This is a genomic window from Nodosilinea sp. LEGE 07298, assembly GCF_015207265.1.
GTDB lineage: Bacteria > Cyanobacteriota > Cyanobacteriia > Phormidesmidales > Phormidesmidaceae > Nodosilinea.
Window position 1 is genome coordinate 1 of record NZ_JADEXE010000126.1, and the last position, 18222, is coordinate 18222.

Here is an 18222-nt window from a genome sequence, read left to right on the forward strand (position 1 = left end):
GACCCTCCTCGGTCTCGTCGTACGACTCAACATCAATACCGGGTAAACCCAAGAGCTCTGTCAGTAGAGGCACCATAGCCATAACGTATAGTAACGGCTACTTCAGCATACTCATTCCAGGAGAGCCCTTTTGACTGCGCCAATCAACCTTTTCAGACTGGCTTCATAAACTCCGTTAGACTTACTCCATAGACGCTTTTAGACTGCCCTGATCGACTTCCCCAGACTGGCCATACAGACTCCTTCTAACTGCGCTAATCGACCGTCATAGACTCTTTCCATGGACTTCTTTTGACTACCCTGATCGATTTCTCTAGACTGACCTTATAGACTCTTTTAGACTTTTCCGTCGACTTTTTTGAAAGGGAGTTTTTTAGAGCAAGTTGTGGCTACACAAACACATTTCCATTCATTTATACTGGCAACCACAACAGGCAAGTTTTCCTATAGTCTTCCTGCTCACGCCCTGGGGCCACTCATCTAAACTCACCTTGGATAGTAGCCTTCCAATATCTCCCCCATATCGCAAATCGATCTTTGGGAGCAAAGAATTATTAAGCATTCCCTGAACCAATCATGACCATCTCGCGCAATACCCGTATCGTCGTGTACGTCTCTGGGGCTGAGGCCAAAGCCATCAGGCGGGCGGCTCAACCAATACACCCGGCCACTTTCCTCCGAGACCTCGGCCTACGTCCGCCTCCAGCGACCGTTACCCATCGAGATGTCTATGCCCACCTCAGCCAATGGAACAAATTATTGGATCACCTCGGGCGACGATATGCCACAGTAGCGCCCCCCTCTCTACTCCAAGACTTGAGTGACCTGCGCCAGTCAATCCTAGAGACACAGCGCACCTTAATCACACCCACTCCTGAGGGCGAGGGCGATCATGTTCATCAAGATCGTTAAGGGCAGCAACGCCTATGGGCTTTGTTCTTATCTACTTGACCCAGCTAAGGTCAGAAGCGCTAACCCAATCATGGCCACCAATATGGCGTGGAGTAATCCAGAGGGTTTGGCTCGTGAATTTAATTGGGTAACGTCTCGCCCTCGACATCGCCAGGTGAAACACACCATGGCTCACCTAGCCGTCAGCCTCTCACCAGGGGAACACGTTACTTCAACTCAAATGGCCGACATCTCCCTGAAAATTTTAGACAGCATGGGCTACGGGAAGTGTCCGTTCTTTGTCACCCAGCATCACGACAAAGAGTCTGCCAATGGGGTGCAGCATTGGCACATTGCCACCACCACCATTGGCGTGGATGGAGGGTGGGTCAAGGACAGCTTTAGCAAACTCAAACTGCAATATCTGGCTCGACAGCTAGAGCAGGAGATGGGCCTCACACCCCTCTCGGTTGCCCCACCAAGCCAGCGCCATAATCTCACCACTGGCGAATATCGACGCAAAGAACGCACCGGAGAAACGTTGCCCAAAGAAACGCTTTGGGATGAGATTGACCGTGCTACAAATGACCACCCCACCTTGGCTATGCTGGTGACCCGGCTCAAAGCTAGCGGGATTGAGGTTCACCTGCGACAGGCTTCAGATCCTGGAGATGGGCCTGCCTTTATCGGTATTTCCTATGCTGTTGAAGGCCATTCGTTTGCCGGTCGCCGCCTGGGGCCTGCCTACTCTATCAATGGTCTTCAACAGCACCGACAGGTTGAATATCGCCCTGACCAAGATGTCGTGCTGACTCAATTAATGGCGATGAATCAGGCCCAGTGTCAGCAGTGGCTCACCGATTATGAGGCACTTCAGCAGCTCTGGAAGGAACGTTACGCTCATTATTCTAAGGTCGCCCAAGGTGGCTCTGGTGAACCCCAGGGGAGACAACTAGATGCCGACGTTGCCCGGCTTGCTGCCTCAGAAGGAGAATCCACGTTCACCGTTGTGGGTATCCTCCGGCAGGGGCCAACGGCGCAAGCCCAACGCCTGAACCAGGGCCACTATGCGGCGCTGGAGTACTGCCAAGCCATCACTCATCAACTGACTCACTGCCAGAGTGTCCCTATATTTCAGTCAACACGAAAAGCCCTAGATATTGAGCTTTAGCTCAAGCTTCGATGGCTGCCAGTACGCTGCCGAGCTTTCCCAAGCCAAGGCTCTGGCCCAGAGCACTTATGCTCTGGGCCAGTTGCGCTCAAAAGTGGACTCGCTTTAGACTAGGCTGCCTTGTGCCAGTTGTCTCAATGCCTGATTTTGCCGTTCTACCTAAACGTCGCAGCCTAACCTCTCGATTGACTAGGATGCTTTGTGTGGCAAGGGTTTTCGCAGGAGATGCAGCTGCGGTAGGGTTGCAGCGCGGGACAACTAGCCAGTCACTACAAAGGAATTAAGTTGCCCCAAGTCGCAGCTTCACCACTTTAGCGCCTAATAACCCAGCTCTATAGTACACTCTGTTTTTAGGGAAAGCATGGCGGGCAAACGTCAAAACGATTGTGGTGACTGTATTTTGACCCCTTTTGTGCCTTCCCTTTCAATTGGCTGGTGAGATATTCAGGATCATTGGTGAGTTCGTATTTTGATATTGATGGTGAGGCGATCGCAACACCGCAACTTGTCCAAAAAGTACCCTCACAGGTAATGGAAAATTTCATATACGATTTGCACAATAAAGCTTATGGCTGAATGAGACGATCGCTGATGTTTTCCAGGAGCCGATTTTTACATGTTTGGATAGGTTTTTGGCAGTTAATGGAGCTATCTGATCCATTTTGCGCGATGCTGTGAGAAACCTGCCTGAATCAGCAGGAATTACAAACCTTAAACAAACTGCTTTTTAAGAAACAGGAGATTGAGTAATGCCGACTCAACAACTGCCGGAGATTGTTTCAAATCACCCAAAGCGTTTACCTGAGGTTTTTAAACAAGCGCCCACGCTCACGAGCTTGAACTCTAAGTGGAACGGTATTACCCTGGAGGCTTTTTGTCTTCCACCGGGAGAAACCCCCGAATTCTGCCTTGAGCATTATGTTATTGGCATTAGTCTTGGGCAAAGGGTTCATGTAAACCAGGTTGTAGAAGGTAAGTTCCATAAAACAATCGTTCTTCACGGGGCGATTGTGATTTGTCCTATCCATAGTCGTCACTTTTTCCGCTGGGACAACGAGATGCAAACGCTCTCGCTGAGCTTGCAACCGGAGTTATTAAACCTGCACGCGCTCGAGCTATTAGGAACAGATGGTGTGGAATTGATTCCCAAACTTGGCATTCAAGATGGGCTGATTTATCAGATTGGATTGGCACTGCAAGCAGAACTGCGATCGCAAGGCTGTGGTAGTCGCTTGTATGCTGAAACACTGGCAAATACACTAACAATCCATCTTTTACGTCATTACTCCACTCAAAACCATCGAACTCTAGACTGCAATGGTGGACTTGCTCAACACAAATTGAAATTAGTCACAGACTATATTAACAATTATTTAGAGCGTGAGTTGAGTTTGAAAGAACTGGCGGCGATCGCCCAAATGAGCCAGTATCATTTCTGCCGTGCGTTTAAGCAGGCAACTGGGTTTAGCCCGCATCAGTACTTAATTCGACAACGGGTAGAAAGAGCCAAGCAATTGCTAAAAAAAGGTGGGATGAGTCTTAGTGCTGCGGCGATCGCCTGTGGCTTCACCCATCAAAGTCATCTTCACCGTCATTTCAAACGCCTGACTGGGGTGACGCCTACAACATTTTTAAATTCATAAAACGTTACTTAACTCATCGCACGATTGTGCAATAACCGCACGATTGTGCAGGATGTTGCAACCGGGTCGATCTATAGTCAACCTATTCATTGAAAAATTAGGTCAAGGGTTAACCCAATTAGAATTGACTTAAATAAAGGTGCTGAAACGATCGACATCATAGTTCCCGAAAATCGAATTTCTGATAAATTGTTAGGAATACTTTCACAGCATTATTTGAGGCCGCTTGTAAGTACGAAGACCCAATCAAATATAAGACCATGTAGGTTGCGGTTGAGGCACGAAACCCAACGCCCTCATGGGTTACGCTATCGCCAACCTATCCTACATTTGAATTAGCCCAGCTACTTAGTACTCCTCTAGCTGATCCTGCCTCAGATCGAGATCGAGAGAGGTATGGGGAGCGATCGCAATCTGTTGTGAACTTCCTGGAGCAAATCTGCTATGAGCTTCGCAATCTCGACATTACACCACAAGAACGAGCGATTAAACTACACTGCAACCCATGCCTTCAATATTGAGCATATCTTTATAATCCGCGAGTTGCTAAGTTTTTCTCGCTCATAAAATCCCCTGAACTCAATTGTTGGACAGCTCAACTTTGATTGACTGCTTTCGACCCAAGCTGTACGTATGCTGCACTAATTGAATAAGGATCTCATTTCATGGAACTCGATCTTTCCTTTCTCGTGACCCGTCAAGAATCTGATTCTACCCTCGTGCGATTCGAGGACGCTACCGACGCGAATGCCCCCCGACTGAACTATGCCATCCCGCTACCCGGCGCGTTCCAGGGCAAGCTCTACGTGGAAACCGATTTTCTCAACGACTCCCTGCCTTGGACGAGTGCCGCCCGTGCTGCTCGGCCAAAGCGACCAGCGATCCGCGACTTCGTGACAGCGCTGGAAAACGGCAACATGCTGGCAACGCCGCCGGTGGAGAACCTCGTGGTCTTCCCGACTGTGCCCGAAGTTCGGTTGGCGGCGAACGCAGTGCGCTTGGCTCCGATCCTGAGATCCACGGTGCTCGCCAGCGGTTCCCTGCCGGGACGTGCAGACGCTCCGTCCCCGCGCGACCCCACGACCGGCATCGGCGGCATTACCGTTCGCCCCGCGCGCGACCCCGTAACTGGCACTGGCGGCATCACCGTTCAACCGCTCGGGTCAGGAAATGCTGGCCCAGAGATCATATTGACCAGCCACGCATCCCTCGGCCTTGTCCTCGGCGATCGGGAGATCGACATCGCCCAGATCGCGGCAGAGGAGCGGGACGGCAATGTACCCGTACTCTACCAGCGCTTCGGCGGCGATTTTGGGCTGACCTACGTGCCCGAGCCGGAGGATCCTGCCGACGCTAACCCCCGCTTCGTCGTGATCGAGCACTACCGCCTGTCCAGCTTCTTCGGCGACTACGGAGCGGGGCGGACGCTCGCCAATTTCTCGCTCATGCCGGGTGAAGAAACGTCGATCTACCTGCGCACCTTTCGCCGGTCCGAGACGACCAGCAAGGAGGCGTCGAGCATCTTCGACAGCTTCACCACCGAGGCAGCGAACGAGTTCGAGTCTGACCTGATGTCCGAGACGACCAACACCGAGAGCGAGAGCGCCGCACGCACGCTGGAATCGAAATACAAGGGTTCGGGCGAGATCAACATCGGCATCGCAAAGACCAGCCACAGTGGTGAGCGCAACGTGACCCGCGAAACCGCCTCGGCCCGCGAGAGCGTGGCCAAGAACGTTGCCAAGACGACTAGCAAGCATGCTTCTAAGGCGTCCTCCAAGCGCGACGTGGAGGTGACGCAAGAGCTCGAGCAGACCGAAGAGCAGGAGTTCGAGCGCATCGTGGAGCGCAAGATCAAGAACACCAATCTCAGCCGCACGCTCAACATCGTGACACGCGAGCTGAACCAGGAATTCGCCACCTACTTCTCGCTTTACGACATCACCATCGCGTTCGTAAACGACACGGGCATCTTCGAGGTGTTTCAGGTTCACCAGATTGACGACATGATCGAGAAATACATCGCCGAGACATCCCAGGGCGGTTTAGTTGACCCGAACTCTCCTTTCGGCGCGCAGACCCCCCGCACTTTCATGCGCGAGCGGCTGCTGGAACAAGTCAACGTGGTCTACGACGTCGAGGGCACCCGACATGACTTTCTGGAAGAGGTCAGCATCGAAGGCGGGACAGAAACGGTCGGACCCGTCGGCACCGTACCGGCGGGCGGTACGCGCTATCTGCGCGTCCGCCGTCCCCGAGGGCCGGAGCGGGAGAACCCCTTCTACGAACCCGGCCGATACCCCGTGGACGGGATCGTCATGGACGTGACGCGCCACACCGTACGGACCCCAGCCGTCATCATTGACGCTCTGCTCGGCCATGGCGTGGCGCTTGATAACTACGCCCTCGGCCTCCAGCAGGAAACGCTGCGCGAGAAACAGCTCGAGAATAACAAGACCGAGCTTGCCCTGGCCCTGATCGACGCAGGCGACGCCGACCGGCTGGAGGCGTTCCGTTCGCTCTTCGGCGGGCCGGACATAACGCTTCTGCAAGAAATCGCAACGGGCGGGGAGTAGCGGCCATGCTCTTTGATCCATTCCGCAACATCGTCACTCTGGCCGGGCTCCAGACGCTCGACACTGATGCGACGGATGACACTGTGACTGACAGCGCCGCGCTGGGCACGGCGCAGCCTGCTCTGGGCGGCGGCACCCCGCCCACTGCCGACACTGCCGATATTGTCGAACCCGATCCCGATCGGGACACGGGCGAGGGCAATTTGGGGTTGGGCAAGGATCTCGGCATGAAGGTCTTTACGGGCGCGCTCTTCAATGGGGCACCCTCAATGCACGAGCCGATCCAGGGCTTTCTGGGGAACTGCCCGCTGGCCGCGGTACTCTGCGCGATGGCCCACGTCCCGGCCCAGCGCCAGCGGTTGCTAAATGACATTCTCAAGTCCTTGCGCTGCCGGTCGAATCGAACCGGCAGCGCAAGGACTTCGAATATTTCGTCAACGATCGGCCCTCGCCTCTGCCGATGGCCTCTCCGAGCGGGCCGTTCAAATCGGACCGGCTGATTGCCGTGCGGTTCCAGCGAACCTTTCTTGTCCAGGCGCTCAGCACCGACGCGCTCGAGGCGGCTCGGCTGCACAAACGGTTCAACGCGCCGGGATCGGTCCCGATCACTGGCGTCCTCTTCGTCGACCTGCGCTTCAACGCAATCCACCACATGCGGGGCTCCAACGGTGCGCTCTGGCCCTCGCTTATCGAAAAAGCCTATGCTGTGGGGCGCGGGCAGAACACCTATCAAGGATTAGAATCCACGGTCGGCCTGGCCGAGGCGATGCGCGATATGACTGGGTTCGCAGAGGAAGAACACTTGGTCAACGTCCCTGGGGATACCCTGCCCGAGATCGCTCCTGAGCGGCTGAACACTTGGCTGTCCCAGCATGGCAGAAGGCCGATTATCCTCGGCTCACCACCCAATGCTCCGTTCGTGACTGGCAATCACACCTTCGCCGTGATCGGCAAAACCAAAACGACAGTGACCGTGATCGACGCCCTCGAGTCTACGCCCACCGCGCGGGAGGTGGTCGTTCCGCTTGCCGAAATCCGCGACAACTTTCACGAGATCGTTCGCGGCCCCGGCTAAGGAGTCGGCTCTGGTCGGTGTTCCTGTTGACCAGGATTTTCAGGGCGGGGTTTCATTGCAGATTTTTGACTAGGACATACAACTTTTGTAAGCCCTACTAGACTCTGGCAAAGTTTCGATTTTGAGGCACTTGAATCGCTGAAACTCTTGTTTCTTGGTTCGTTTTCTCGATAAAAACTAGTTGTTGGGAATTGTCAAAAGCCTTGACGAAAATGGGTTTCAGAAGATTGTCCTAAAAAATGTCAGACTCCAGGCCCTAGATCATGGACTCCGGCGTATCACTTCAATCTTCAATGTCCACTCCTAGCCGAAAGCAGCCATTGTGATAGAGACAAGGTGCCGTCCAACAACTGCGCTGCACCAGAACGTATCAACTTGGCTGGTTGAGTTGCAACGGTCATCTATGTCCGGTGAGCACGATCGTTATGCTGAACCGATGAGTCCAAGGTGAATTTCTCGACATTGCCGTAACGTCAAACTGTAAACTCTTGGCAGTTAGACCAGGAAAACAGATATGTTTAGAATCGGCGAATTTTCTAAAATCGCCCAAGTTTCGGGCCGTCTGCTGCGTTACTACGATGAGATCGGACTCCTTAGTCCTAAGTTTACTGACCAGCAAACGGGTTACCGCTTTTACAGTGCGCAACAACTACCCGAGCTGAATCGTATTTTGGTGCTGAAAGAGCTCGGTTTATCGCTGGAACAGATTGCTCAACTGCCTGATCGAGATACCTCCATAGATGTAATTCGGAGCATATTGAGCATTCGTAAAGCTCAGATTGAGCAGTCGGTTCACGAAGAACTAGCACGGCTGCGTCAGGTAGAAACGAGACTACAGCAGATCGAAGCGTATGGACAGATTCAGGAGCCCAACGTTGTACTGAAATCCGTGCCAGCCCAGCAATTTCTGGCACTTCGCGAAGTTCTGCCCGACATTGATGCGGTAAAACGCCTTGTGCAGAAAATCAATCACTTTTTACCGTCCAAGGTAGGACAAAGTAGCCTTGGTCATATGGCTGTTGTCATGCATTCCCCGGTGTATAATCCCGAAGCGCTCGACCTGGAAATCGGCTACCTAATCACGGGGAAAGCCCCAGAGTCGGTCAGGCTATCTGAGGAACGGTTGTTAACCCTACGCGAATTGTTTGAGATTGAGACAATGGCAACGCTTGTTCATATGGGGCTAGTGGCTGACACCCATCAGACCTATGGTGCGCTTGGTGCCTGGATCGAGCAGCATGATTGGCAGATTGTTGGCACAGGGCGAGAAATTCTATTGCAACTGCCGCAACCCGATAAAACGGAAGAAGCCGTGTTTGAAATTCAATTTCCCATCAGCAAAATCAGCAGCAGGTTGGGAGCTTGACTTTGACGTAACGTCAAACCCTAAGCTGTGAATATCCTCAGGTTGAGGTAGAAATTGAGTATACGCAACGGAATTAAATCCAAGCAGAATCAACATGAAAAACCCAACAATTCTTGTTACAGGTGCAACTGGTAAAACTGGCGGTGCTGTCGCAATGCAACTGTTAGCTAAGGGCTATGCTGTTCGGGCACTTGTGCGATCGCGAGACAAGAGAAGCGAACAACTTTATCGGATGGGGGCTGAGATTGCTGTAGCTGATTTATTTGATCCAGAGCAACTGACGCAAGCACTTCAGGGAACTCAGCGCGCTTACTATTTGCCGATCATTCATCCTTACATGATCCAAAGTGCGACTGCCTTTGCCATTGCTGCGGGGGAGGCAAAACTGGAGGCAATTGTGCAAATAAGCCAATGGACTTCTAGCCTGTCTCATCCTTCGCTGCACACCCGCCAGATATGGCTAGTAGATCAGCTCTTTGCGAACATTCCCGGCGTGGCACACACAATTGTTAATCCAGGGATGTTTGCCGATAATTTTCTGCGCGTGGTGGACTTTGCTTCGTTGCTCGGCTTCTTTCCCATTTTGATGGGCAAAAGTCGGAGTGCCCCTGTTGCAAATGAGGACATTGCTCGGGTTGCCGTGGCAGTGCTCCTCGACCCCGAACGCCATGACGGTAAGCGCTATCGCCCCAGTGGATCTCAGCTTCTATCGGGATATGACATGGCGGCGATCGTGCAGAAGGTGCTCGGTAAGAGGGTCTTGCCAGTTGAGATGCCGATGTGGTTGTTTTACAAGGTTGCTCAACAGCAGGGTGTAGATCCCTTCTTAATCAGTTCATTGCGCTACTACGTTGAGGATAACAAGATGGGAACATTCTCATGGAATGGGGGTACCAGTGATGCAATTCTGGAACTGACGGGTGAGCCCGCCGAAGATTTTGAAACGACTGTACGGCGCTACCTTGCCATGCCTTTTGCTAAACCAACCATGACCAATCGTTTGCGTGCCTTGGTCAATTTCTTGATGATTCCTTTTTACCCCGGCTACAATCCAGAACGTTACGATCGCCGTATGCGTTTTCCCATGCCAACTCAACCTAAATTCTGCCTAAGCAGTGAGCGCTGGCGTGCAGAGCACAGTCCTCAAGTGGCAGTTCTCAGCGATCGCAAAGTTTAAGAATGGAGAAATGCTCAAGGCATAATCGGGATAGGGAGAATCCTCACAAGTCCCCCCTCTCACACCACCCGGCATGCGGGTCCGCACCGGGCGGTTCCTCAGAAAGGTTTAGAAGTCAAAACCCTCTCGGCTTTTGACCCCCAGAGTTGGCTACACCATTAAGCGCCGTTCCTATAGCTCCCCCGATCGGGTTCAACGCTCAGAACGAGCCCCGGTGGCTCCTCTCTGCTTTCCATGGTTCGGCCCAACACCAGAGTCCGGCCCATTACAGGCTGGCGTTTGGCTACTATGGCCTCGGCTGACTTCTGCCCCCTTCGCCGGTTGTTGCCAACCGTCGGGCCGTCTCGATTGCCTTAGGGTTCTGTGGCTTCCTGGCCGTTTCCCGCCAGACCTCAATCAGACTCCCATCGCGCTCTAGACTGTCAAAGGGGCAGTGATCTTGACTCAAGAAAGTGGACAGGTAATTTAAGCGGCCTTCAAGCCCTCTAGAGAGAGCCAATAGTTGTCTTCAAACTGCACTGGGGATAGGTATCCGAGGGTCGAATGTAACCGCTGTCGGTTATAGAAAACCTCAATCCATTCAGCAATAACGGTGCGGGCAACCGTTCGAGTCGAGAAGATTCTGGGATGAATTAACTCGGTCTTGAGCGTGCCAAAGAAGCTTTCAGCCACCGCATTATCCCAACAATTACCTCGACGGCTCATGCTGCCCATTATCGTAGCCTGTTGAAGTGCATCTTGGTAATCACCACTGGCATATTGAGAACCTCGGTCAGAATGGAACAGCAACCCAGACGGGGCGGGTTGGCGTTGCCCTAAGGCTGCGTCTAACGCCGTCAGCACCAGCTCAGTGCGCATATGCTCGGCCATTGACCATCCGACGACTCGTCTAGAAAATAGATCGATGATAACTGCCAAATACAGCCAGCCTTCGGTGGTCCAAATGTAGGTCATGTCAGCCACCCATACTCGGTCGGGTTCTGTCGTTGTAAAGTCTCTATCCAAGTGATTCTCAGCGATGGGCCAGGCATGCTTAGAATCGGTCGTCACCTGGAATTTACGCCGAAACCGAGCGCTGATGCCAAGTTTAGCCATCAACCGCACCACCCGTTGGCGGCTAATGGTCAAGCCTTGAGCTACCAGTGCCGCCTGAATCCTAGGGGAACCATAGCTTTGGCGACTAGCATCATAAATCTGCTGAATCTGGTCAGACAAGATCGCATTCTCCTGGGTTCTAGCGGAAGCGAGGCGGTTGCACCAGGCGTAATAGCCACTCCTAGACTGCTTCAAGACTCGGCACATCAAGGCAATCGGAAAATTGACCTTCTCCTTCTGGATTAGCTCATAGGATCTGAGCTTTCCCGAGCAAAGAAGGTCGCGGCTTTTTTTAAGAAGTCGCGCTCCATACGGACTCGTTTTAGGTCTCGACGCAGCGTATTTAATTCTGTTCAGCACAGGTCAATGAACCTTGGGTGTCTCCTGAACGATCAATGTGGGCTTGTTTCACCCATTTACGCAGCGCACTTTCGGTCAAACCCATTTCTTGAGCCACCTGGCTAACCGGTTTACCCGATTGGCCCACAATGCGAACAGCCTCTGCTTTTTGTTCGTCTGTAAATGTCCTTCGCGGTTTTTGGGTCATTTGAACATTCTCCTTTGTTGTCGACTCTTCGGGAATGTCCACTTTTTCGAGGTAAGGTCAGTTGCAGAAAGCCTTATTCTGTATACACTTTAAGCCGTTTCTCAAAATTTGGATAGTTGCGTCACGTCGCAGCTATTCAAGTCGGCCAAAAATCGTTGAATTCTTTGCTGCCAGAGCCTTTCGGCTTATTTGCAGTTAATGTGAGCCGAATGTCTTGTTTGCAAGCTGTTCGCACTTAATCTGAGCCCATTCGCAAATAATGTGAGCATCAAGGCACTCTTATTCGCACTTAATCTGAGCCCAAAATCGTTTTGTTTGCGAGCACGGGCTCCGCTGTTTGCGAGCCACTACAATTAGCCGTCGCTGCATTTTGCCGTCAAACCGCCTGCAATTAACCTATTTCCTGAAATATCGACTTTGAACAGGCAGAATGACACTGCTGGGAGGTAGCTGAGGTGACTATCGATCAATCCGAGTACTTAATAACCTTAACCTGCTGGATGCTTATGAATTGAATAGTTGCCTGTGCGCGCAACTGCCGTTCTGGCTTATTCCACCCCTATACCTATACCTACAGGAGACCCTGCGTAGCTGTGTAGTGATTGTCCAGCGTAGTGTTGGACAAATTTTGGAACGTTTCACGAAAGAGCTGCCAAGAGAGACTGTGATGCTACTTTGTGGCGCGGGACAAATAGCCTGGGCCACTATGCGGCCTGATCGGGGTCCCTCCGCTGCTCCGGAAAGGGCACCGGGGTCTAACCACTGCGATTTGGCTTGTGTCCACCAGTACCCCTCCTCGTCGAATTGGCTAGCGTTCTTGACTGGGCAAAGTTTATCGACGGTAATTGACTAACTACTGTTAAGAAGTTAGTCAAATTTCTCATGAACATAATCGTAGGGCTGCTTCCTCGCTGTAAAAAGGTGGAACTGCTTGTGACAAGGCACAATTTTTAGACTCGGTTTGGCTTGAGTAGGGCTACGATCTCGCTGACAAATCGTTCTGGCTCCAACGGTTTCGTCAAATGGGTTTGAAAGCCTGCTTGGAGCGCTTTTTCTTGGTCAATTTCCGCGGCATAGGCGGTGAGCGCGATCGCTGGCACTGTACCTCCCTGCGCGGGTGGACGCGAGCGAATCTTCTGCATTAGGCTGTAGCCATCCATTTCTTCCATACCAATATCGCTGACGATGACATCGGGAAGCCACCGCTCCAAGGCTTGCAACGCTTCTACACCAGAGGCAACGGCTGTTACGGTTGCCCCATATTGCTCTAGCAGAAAAGACTCAAAATCACGAGCATCGGTATTGTCATCGACGAGCAAAATTCGCACGTTGTCTAACCGTGTTTCTGAAGCGGATTGAAGCTGGTTTTGTTCAGGGAGGATCGGTGTTGCCTGCTGTAGGGCCGGTAGCTGCACGATAAAGGTCGCACCTTGATGCTCACCGCTGCTCTCTACGCTGACCGTACCACCGTGGAGTTCCACAATTCGCCGCACGAGCGCGAGTCCCAATCCCAGACCGCCAAATTTACGGGTGGTGGAACCGTCTTCTTGCCAAAAATACTCAAACACATGGGGCAGAAATTGCGGATCGATGCCCTTGCCCGTATCGATGACTTGAATTTGGGCCATCGCCTGGCCCAAGCTGCCTTCGGCAGCAACTTGCCTCAGTTGAACCGTCACCTGTCCACCATGGTCTGTGAACTTGACCGCATTGATGAGCAGGTTCCAAACCATTTGTTGCAGCCGGGCAGTATCGCCAGAGACCGGAGCCACGTCTGGGTCAAGGTCAAGTGTAATTTGAATACACTTTGCGACTGCTGCTAAACTCACGGTTTCAACAGCAGCCTGAATGATAGATGACAAACTGACTGAAGTCGCGGTTAAGCTCAGCTTGCCCTGCATGATGCGGGAAATGTCGAGCAAGTCCTCAATCAGTTGCAATTGCAGTTTGGCGTTACGCTCGATCGTGTCTAAAGCATCCATTTGACGAGCAGAATCGAGGTTGCCGCTGCGCAACAGTTGTGTCCAGCCCAAAATCGGATTCAGGGGCGATCGCAACTCGTGGGACAGCACAGCCAAAAATTCATCTTTGATGCGATTGGCGTTCTCGGCGGCTTCTCGGGCGATTTGTTCTTGCTGTAGGAGCTGTTCTCGTTGAGCCTGGGCACGTCTGAGCTCTTCGATGTCTGTGCTCGTGCCAAACCACTGCACAATTTGTCCCTTATCGTCTCGAATGGCGATCGCGCGGGAGAGAAACCACCGATAGGTCTGAGCTGCACAATGTTTCAACCGAAATTCAGCTTGATAGGGCATCCCTGTCGCCAGCGCCGTCCGCCATAGTTCACTCGTTATCTCAAAATCATCGGGATGAATTACTTGAGTGGCATAGTGAATGTCTTGAGTCTGCTCTAGGGTCAACCCGGTATACGTTGCCCATTGCTGGTTCACATACTGCGTGTTGCCTCCAGCATCAGTTATCCAAACCTGCTGCGGCATAGCATCCGCGAGCTGGCGAAATTGCGCTTCCCGTTGCAAAATGATGGCTTCTGCCTGCTTGCAATCGTGGATATCGATCGATGCGCCGAACCAGCGAATGATCTCGCCCGTTTGCGGATCTCGGTAAGGCTCAGCGCGAACCAGAAACCAGCGATAGCTTCCCGTTGCAGAGCGAATCTGGTGTTCAACCGAGAAAACGCCGCCGCTGCGTTGCGCTGCGTTAAACGCCTCCATGGTGCGCTCGCTATCGTCTGGGTGAACAAAGCTAGTCACAGCCTCCGCTATTGTCATCGGTCTGTAAGGAACGCCTGTGTAGTTGCGCCATTGCTTGTTGAAGAACTCAACCCGCCCTTGGGGATCTGTAAGCCAAACAATTTGCGGAACGGCATCGGCCATCAGCCGGAACCGCTGCTCACTTTCACGCAGCGTTGCTTCTGCCTGTTTGCGTTCGCCGATGTCTGTAAACACGACCGCCACTTGGCGCGTTGCTGCATCGCCAACCCGCGACACCAAAACCTCGAACCAGCGATCGAGTGCGTCCGAGCGCACTTCAGTGCGGATAGACTCACCGGTGTGGATGACTTGGGTGTAAAGGTTATTCCAATACTGTTCCACTCCCGGTGCTAGTTCACTGGCCCTTTTGCCTTCCGGGTTGGCAATACCGGACTGCCGCTCGAAGGCTGGATTTGCTTGTAGGATGCGGTGATCAAACGGCCTGCCATTCGCATCGAAGAGCACTTCAATCGTGCACAAGCCTTCATCAAGCGACTCAAACAACGTGTGGTATTTTGTCTCCAGTTCGCGCAGCTGAGCTTCCGCATAGCCAGGTTCGACGGCGGTCTGATTAAAATTGTCAGGCTGCTGCGGCTCAGTTTCTACCTGCGTTTCCTTCGACTGCTGGGCTTGAGCGAGTTCGCTCAACAGAATCTGCGCCGCCGTTTTCAGGCTGTCTGGCCAAGTTTCGAGCGCACCCAGTGGCGTTTGAGACCAGTCGTGCGAGCGCACTAGTCGCGCCAACTTCCCATCTCCGGCGAACAACTGTTTAGGGGTTGGTTGTGGTTGTGTCATGCCTGCTCTCTGTAATGCCGTCCTTCAAGGTCGCCGTTATCGGGTTAATTGACGGTCATGTACTTAGCCAACAGCTCCTGGCGAGCTGCTTGTAAGCGTGCGTCTGAAATCTGTGCCAGTTCGACCAAAACGCTGTTGACTTGCTTCAGCGCTAAAGGCGAGGGCTGCATGTGCCCATTTTCCCAGCGATTGAGGGTGCTGAAGCTGACCCCCAAAACTCCCGCAAACTGTTCTTGGGTATGGCCCGTCAGTTGACGCAAATTCCGAATCAAGTGACCCACCTCTGGCTGACGCTGGGGTAAGCCGGGAAGAGAAAAAGCAGAGACCAGCTTTAATGTCATTATTGCGATCGCCTACGACACTTGCCCACACTTTATAGCGTCTGCTATGACGACATACATTGCCCAAAAGGTAGAAGACCCTGCTCTAGGTCAATTTAATCACCCCCCTAATCACTCCGAGAGAGGCATTAGGCTGACATCTCCGTCCCCAGCGGTATCATGCTTCTATTCTTAAGATGCTCCCAACAAAAAAATTGATGCGACTAGCAGACTTCATTCTCGGGAACGTCGAGCCCATTCTCGCGGAATGGGAAATATTTGGGCGCAATCTCGAGCCCGGGGCGAAGATGACCAGGCTCGCCCTGCGTGACGATGCCGAGGCAATACTGCTGGCAACCGCGCGGAATATGCAGATCAGCCAAAGCCCCACGCAGCAGGTGAGCGAGTCTAAAGGTCACGGCGGCGCTGCTAGCGAGGAGAGCTATAGACTCGACAACGCCTCGGTCCTGCACGGCGAAGCACGCGTGGGCTCAGGCTTTAACATCATGGAGGTCGTCGCCGAGTATCGCGCCCTGCGCGCTAACGTGCTCCGCCTGTGGCGCGCGAGCCGCCCGCAGATCGATATCAACGCCATCGACGATATCACCCGATTCAACGAGTTGATCGATCAATCAATTGCTGAGGCCGTCGGTAGTTACACCAGTCGCGTCGATCAGTCACGCCGCATGTTTCTAGCCATCCTCGGCCACGACCTGCGCAACCCGCTGAACTCCATCAGTATGGCGGCACAACTGCTCTCGCGCACCACAGACCAACACCTGGACTCTCCCCGAGCGCTGTCGGTGATCGAGACCAACACAAAGACGATCACACGGTTGATCCGCGACCTGATTGACTTTGCATCGACAGGGCCGGGCAGCACGATGCCGTTGACGCGCAGTCCGGTTGATCTGGAAATACTCTGTCGCCAAGTCTTCGAGGAATTCTGCGTTGCCTACCCGCATCGCACGCTGCGCTTTCAAGCAGACGGCGACCTCCCGGGCGACTGCGATGCGGACCGCATCCGCCAGGTCGTCTCTAACCTAATGGGCAACGCCCTTCAACACGGGTCAACTGAGGGGCCGATCGAGCTATCGGTTGCTTCAGACGACGCAACCGTGGTCTTAAGCGTGCGTAACGAAGGGTCGCCGATCCCGCCAGAGATGCTGGCAACGATCTTTGATCCGCTCACGCGCCACACCATGCCAGACTCAACAGCACAGCGGGTTCCGGGCAGTATCGGTCTGGGGTTGTACATCGTGCGCGAGATCGTCGTCGCCCATGGGGGCACGGTAGAGGTCTTCTCGACGGCGCAGGAGGGCACAACCTTCACCGTCCGTCTGCCGCAGCCGCGCCCGGTTGAGGGCGATCGGCAGTAAGCCTAGGGTGCTGCTGCATCGAATGGCGACAAATTCACGCTTTTCAACCAGCGCTCCTGGTGTTGCACTAACAATTTATAACGTCGGCGGGCCTGGCAGGTGAGCTGAGTCGTTAGACCTCCTGCAATCAACCTGGTTTCCTGAAATATCGATTTTGAACGGGCAGAATGACGTGGCTGGGAGGTAGCTGAGGTGACATTGATTAAGCCGAGTGCTCAATGGCCTTAACCTGCTGAAGGCTTGTGGGTTGAGTAGTTGCCTGCGCGCGCAACTAGCCGAGGCCAATTCTCTGCCCTATGCCCTATGTCCTATAGCTGATCGTCCCCTCAGAGCGATCGAGGGGAGGAGACGTGTAGCACTGGCGACCTATCAAAAATGTTGATTCCTGTGGGCAGTGCCTGGAGAATTTGCAATCTCTGGGGGCGATCACTGAGACGAAGATGCAGTAGCGGTGATTGCCCGATGGAGTTATTTCTTTATTCTCCACTACCTATCTCCTATCCCAGATATAGGTAATTGGGAATTTGTTGATTGCGGGCATCCTATAGGCAACTGTCTGGGGTGCAGAATGAAAGGCGCTCAGTTAATTACATCAACTACCGTTCGGCCTCTACGAGTGCTGGGGGCGATCGCCGCCGGTGCTGTCCTAATCGTGGTGGGCACCTTCTTGGTGGTTGAGGTTGGCCACCGCTACCAGCTCTGGCGGGCTAATGGTGTCTGGTGTGCCACGCTGGAGCCGGACGGTACGGTTACCCAGTCCTTTGGGGCTGAGAACTGTGGGCACTGATGGTCAAGCTTGAGTGCTGCCGATACTGCGACTTCTACGCCCATAGCTCCTACATGGTTTGTGGCATTCATCCTGTTGGGGTCGAGGGCAACTATTGTGTAGACTTCAAAGCAGCCCTAACTGAGGCTGTTGTACGTGACGATCTCTCGGACTGGTACGGTGACAAGTGGCAGCCACAGGGGGCTAGTTATTATATTGATGAACTAATCCTAGAGCCGTTGCAGGAGCGATCTCTGGAGCAGCGGCTAGAGCTGCTGGACAGTCACCCACTATTTACGGGTCGGTACCCACAGTGTGAGAGGGGTATTAAAGCGATCACTGGCCAAATCCATTACGACTGTGAGAATTGCGGATGGGTCGATGATTCGGTGTAGATCGTATTCTTAGCTCTGGGCATCGACTTTCTCTAGCCTGAGCCAATAAAGCAGCACAAATAATTCTTCATCGAATAGTTCGGCCATACGTGAACGTCCAAATTTTTCAGACAAGAATCCCTTGAGCCGCTCCATAGACCATCCAAGCTGTCTCACATTTGACTGTATGGCGGCATAGCATTCATCAAAAGGGATAGGGATGAGGTTGTTTTTAAGGACCGGGGGCTGGGGAAAACTAAAATCTCCCCCCCGTACCCC

General features: G+C 53.1%; 13 protein-coding genes and 1 pseudogene. 10 read left to right on the plus strand and 4 right to left on the minus strand.

The features are described 5' to 3' along the window. Positions 1–576 precede the first annotated feature (576 nt). The 8 genes from IQ273_RS17435 (at position 577) to IQ273_RS17470 (ending at position 9899) form a co-directional block, all read left to right on the plus strand. A complete protein-coding gene (locus IQ273_RS17435; RefSeq protein ID WP_194024440.1) occupies positions 577–912 on the plus strand; it encodes a hypothetical protein in 336 nt (111 codons plus the stop codon). Continuing rightward, positions 893–2062, plus strand: coding sequence for a relaxase/mobilization nuclease domain-containing protein (locus IQ273_RS17440; protein WP_194024441.1), 1170 nt, complete (start codon positions 893–895; stop codon positions 2060–2062). The genes IQ273_RS17435 and IQ273_RS17440 overlap by 20 nt, the downstream gene beginning before the upstream one ends. 749 nt (positions 2063–2811) lie before the next feature. After that, positions 2812–3705, plus strand: coding sequence for a helix-turn-helix domain-containing protein (locus IQ273_RS17445; protein WP_194024442.1), 894 nt, complete (start codon positions 2812–2814; stop codon positions 3703–3705). A 665-nt stretch (positions 3706–4370) separates the two neighbouring features. After that, positions 4371–6281, plus strand: coding sequence for a hypothetical protein (locus tag IQ273_RS17450; RefSeq protein WP_194024443.1), 1911 nt, complete (start codon positions 4371–4373; stop codon positions 6279–6281). Between the two features lie 5 nt (positions 6282–6286). Then, the gene (locus tag IQ273_RS17455; protein ID WP_194024444.1) at positions 6287–6781 is read left to right on the plus strand and encodes a hypothetical protein; all 495 of its coding nucleotides are present in this window, start codon (positions 6287–6289) and stop codon (positions 6779–6781) included. Further along, positions 6742–7356, plus strand: a complete 615-nt coding sequence (locus IQ273_RS17460) for a hypothetical protein (protein ID WP_194024445.1) — start codon at positions 6742–6744, stop codon at positions 7354–7356. Before IQ273_RS17455 ends, IQ273_RS17460 begins: the two co-directional genes overlap by 40 nt. 514 nt (positions 7357–7870) lie before the next feature. After that, positions 7871–8722, plus strand: a complete 852-nt coding sequence (locus IQ273_RS17465; RefSeq protein WP_194024446.1) for a MerR family transcriptional regulator — start codon at positions 7871–7873, stop codon at positions 8720–8722. 94 nt (positions 8723–8816) lie between these two features. Continuing rightward, the gene (locus tag IQ273_RS17470) at positions 8817–9899 is read left to right on the plus strand and encodes an NmrA family NAD(P)-binding protein (protein WP_194024447.1); all 1083 of its coding nucleotides are present in this window, start codon (positions 8817–8819) and stop codon (positions 9897–9899) included. A 465-nt stretch (positions 9900–10364) separates the two neighbouring features. Here the strand turns inward: IQ273_RS17470 and IQ273_RS17475 are convergent. The 3 genes and pseudogenes from IQ273_RS17475 to IQ273_RS17485 all read right to left on the minus strand — a co-directional run bounded on the left by IQ273_RS17475 (position 10365) and on the right by IQ273_RS17485 (position 15445). Next, positions 10365–11541 (minus strand): annotated as a pseudogene (locus IQ273_RS17475) (IS3 family transposase). Positions 11542–12491: 950 nt separating this feature from the next. Beyond that, a complete protein-coding gene (locus IQ273_RS17480; protein ID WP_194024448.1) occupies positions 12492–15104 on the minus strand; it encodes a PAS domain-containing sensor histidine kinase in 2613 nt (870 codons plus the stop codon). 44 nt (positions 15105–15148) lie between these two features. Beyond that, the gene (locus IQ273_RS17485; RefSeq protein WP_194024449.1) at positions 15149–15445 is read right to left on the minus strand and encodes a DNA-binding transcriptional regulator; all 297 of its coding nucleotides are present in this window, start codon (positions 15443–15445) and stop codon (positions 15149–15151) included. 176 nt (positions 15446–15621) lie between these two features. Between IQ273_RS17485 and IQ273_RS17490 the strand changes: the two genes are divergently transcribed. Both IQ273_RS17490 and IQ273_RS17495 read left to right on the plus strand, forming a co-directional pair. Then, entirely contained in the window at positions 15622–16803 is a 1182-nt protein-coding gene (locus tag IQ273_RS17490) for a sensor histidine kinase KdpD (protein WP_228053274.1), read from the plus strand. 568 nt (positions 16804–17371) lie between these two features. Beyond that, the gene (locus tag IQ273_RS17495) at positions 17372–17590 is read left to right on the plus strand and encodes a hypothetical protein (RefSeq protein WP_194024450.1); all 219 of its coding nucleotides are present in this window, start codon (positions 17372–17374) and stop codon (positions 17588–17590) included. A gap of 383 nt (positions 17591–17973) precedes the next feature. Here the strand turns inward: IQ273_RS17495 and IQ273_RS33785 are convergent. Continuing rightward, positions 17974–18222, minus strand: a 249-nt coding sequence (locus IQ273_RS33785) for a hypothetical protein (RefSeq protein WP_228053275.1), incomplete at its 5' end; no start/stop codon positions are given.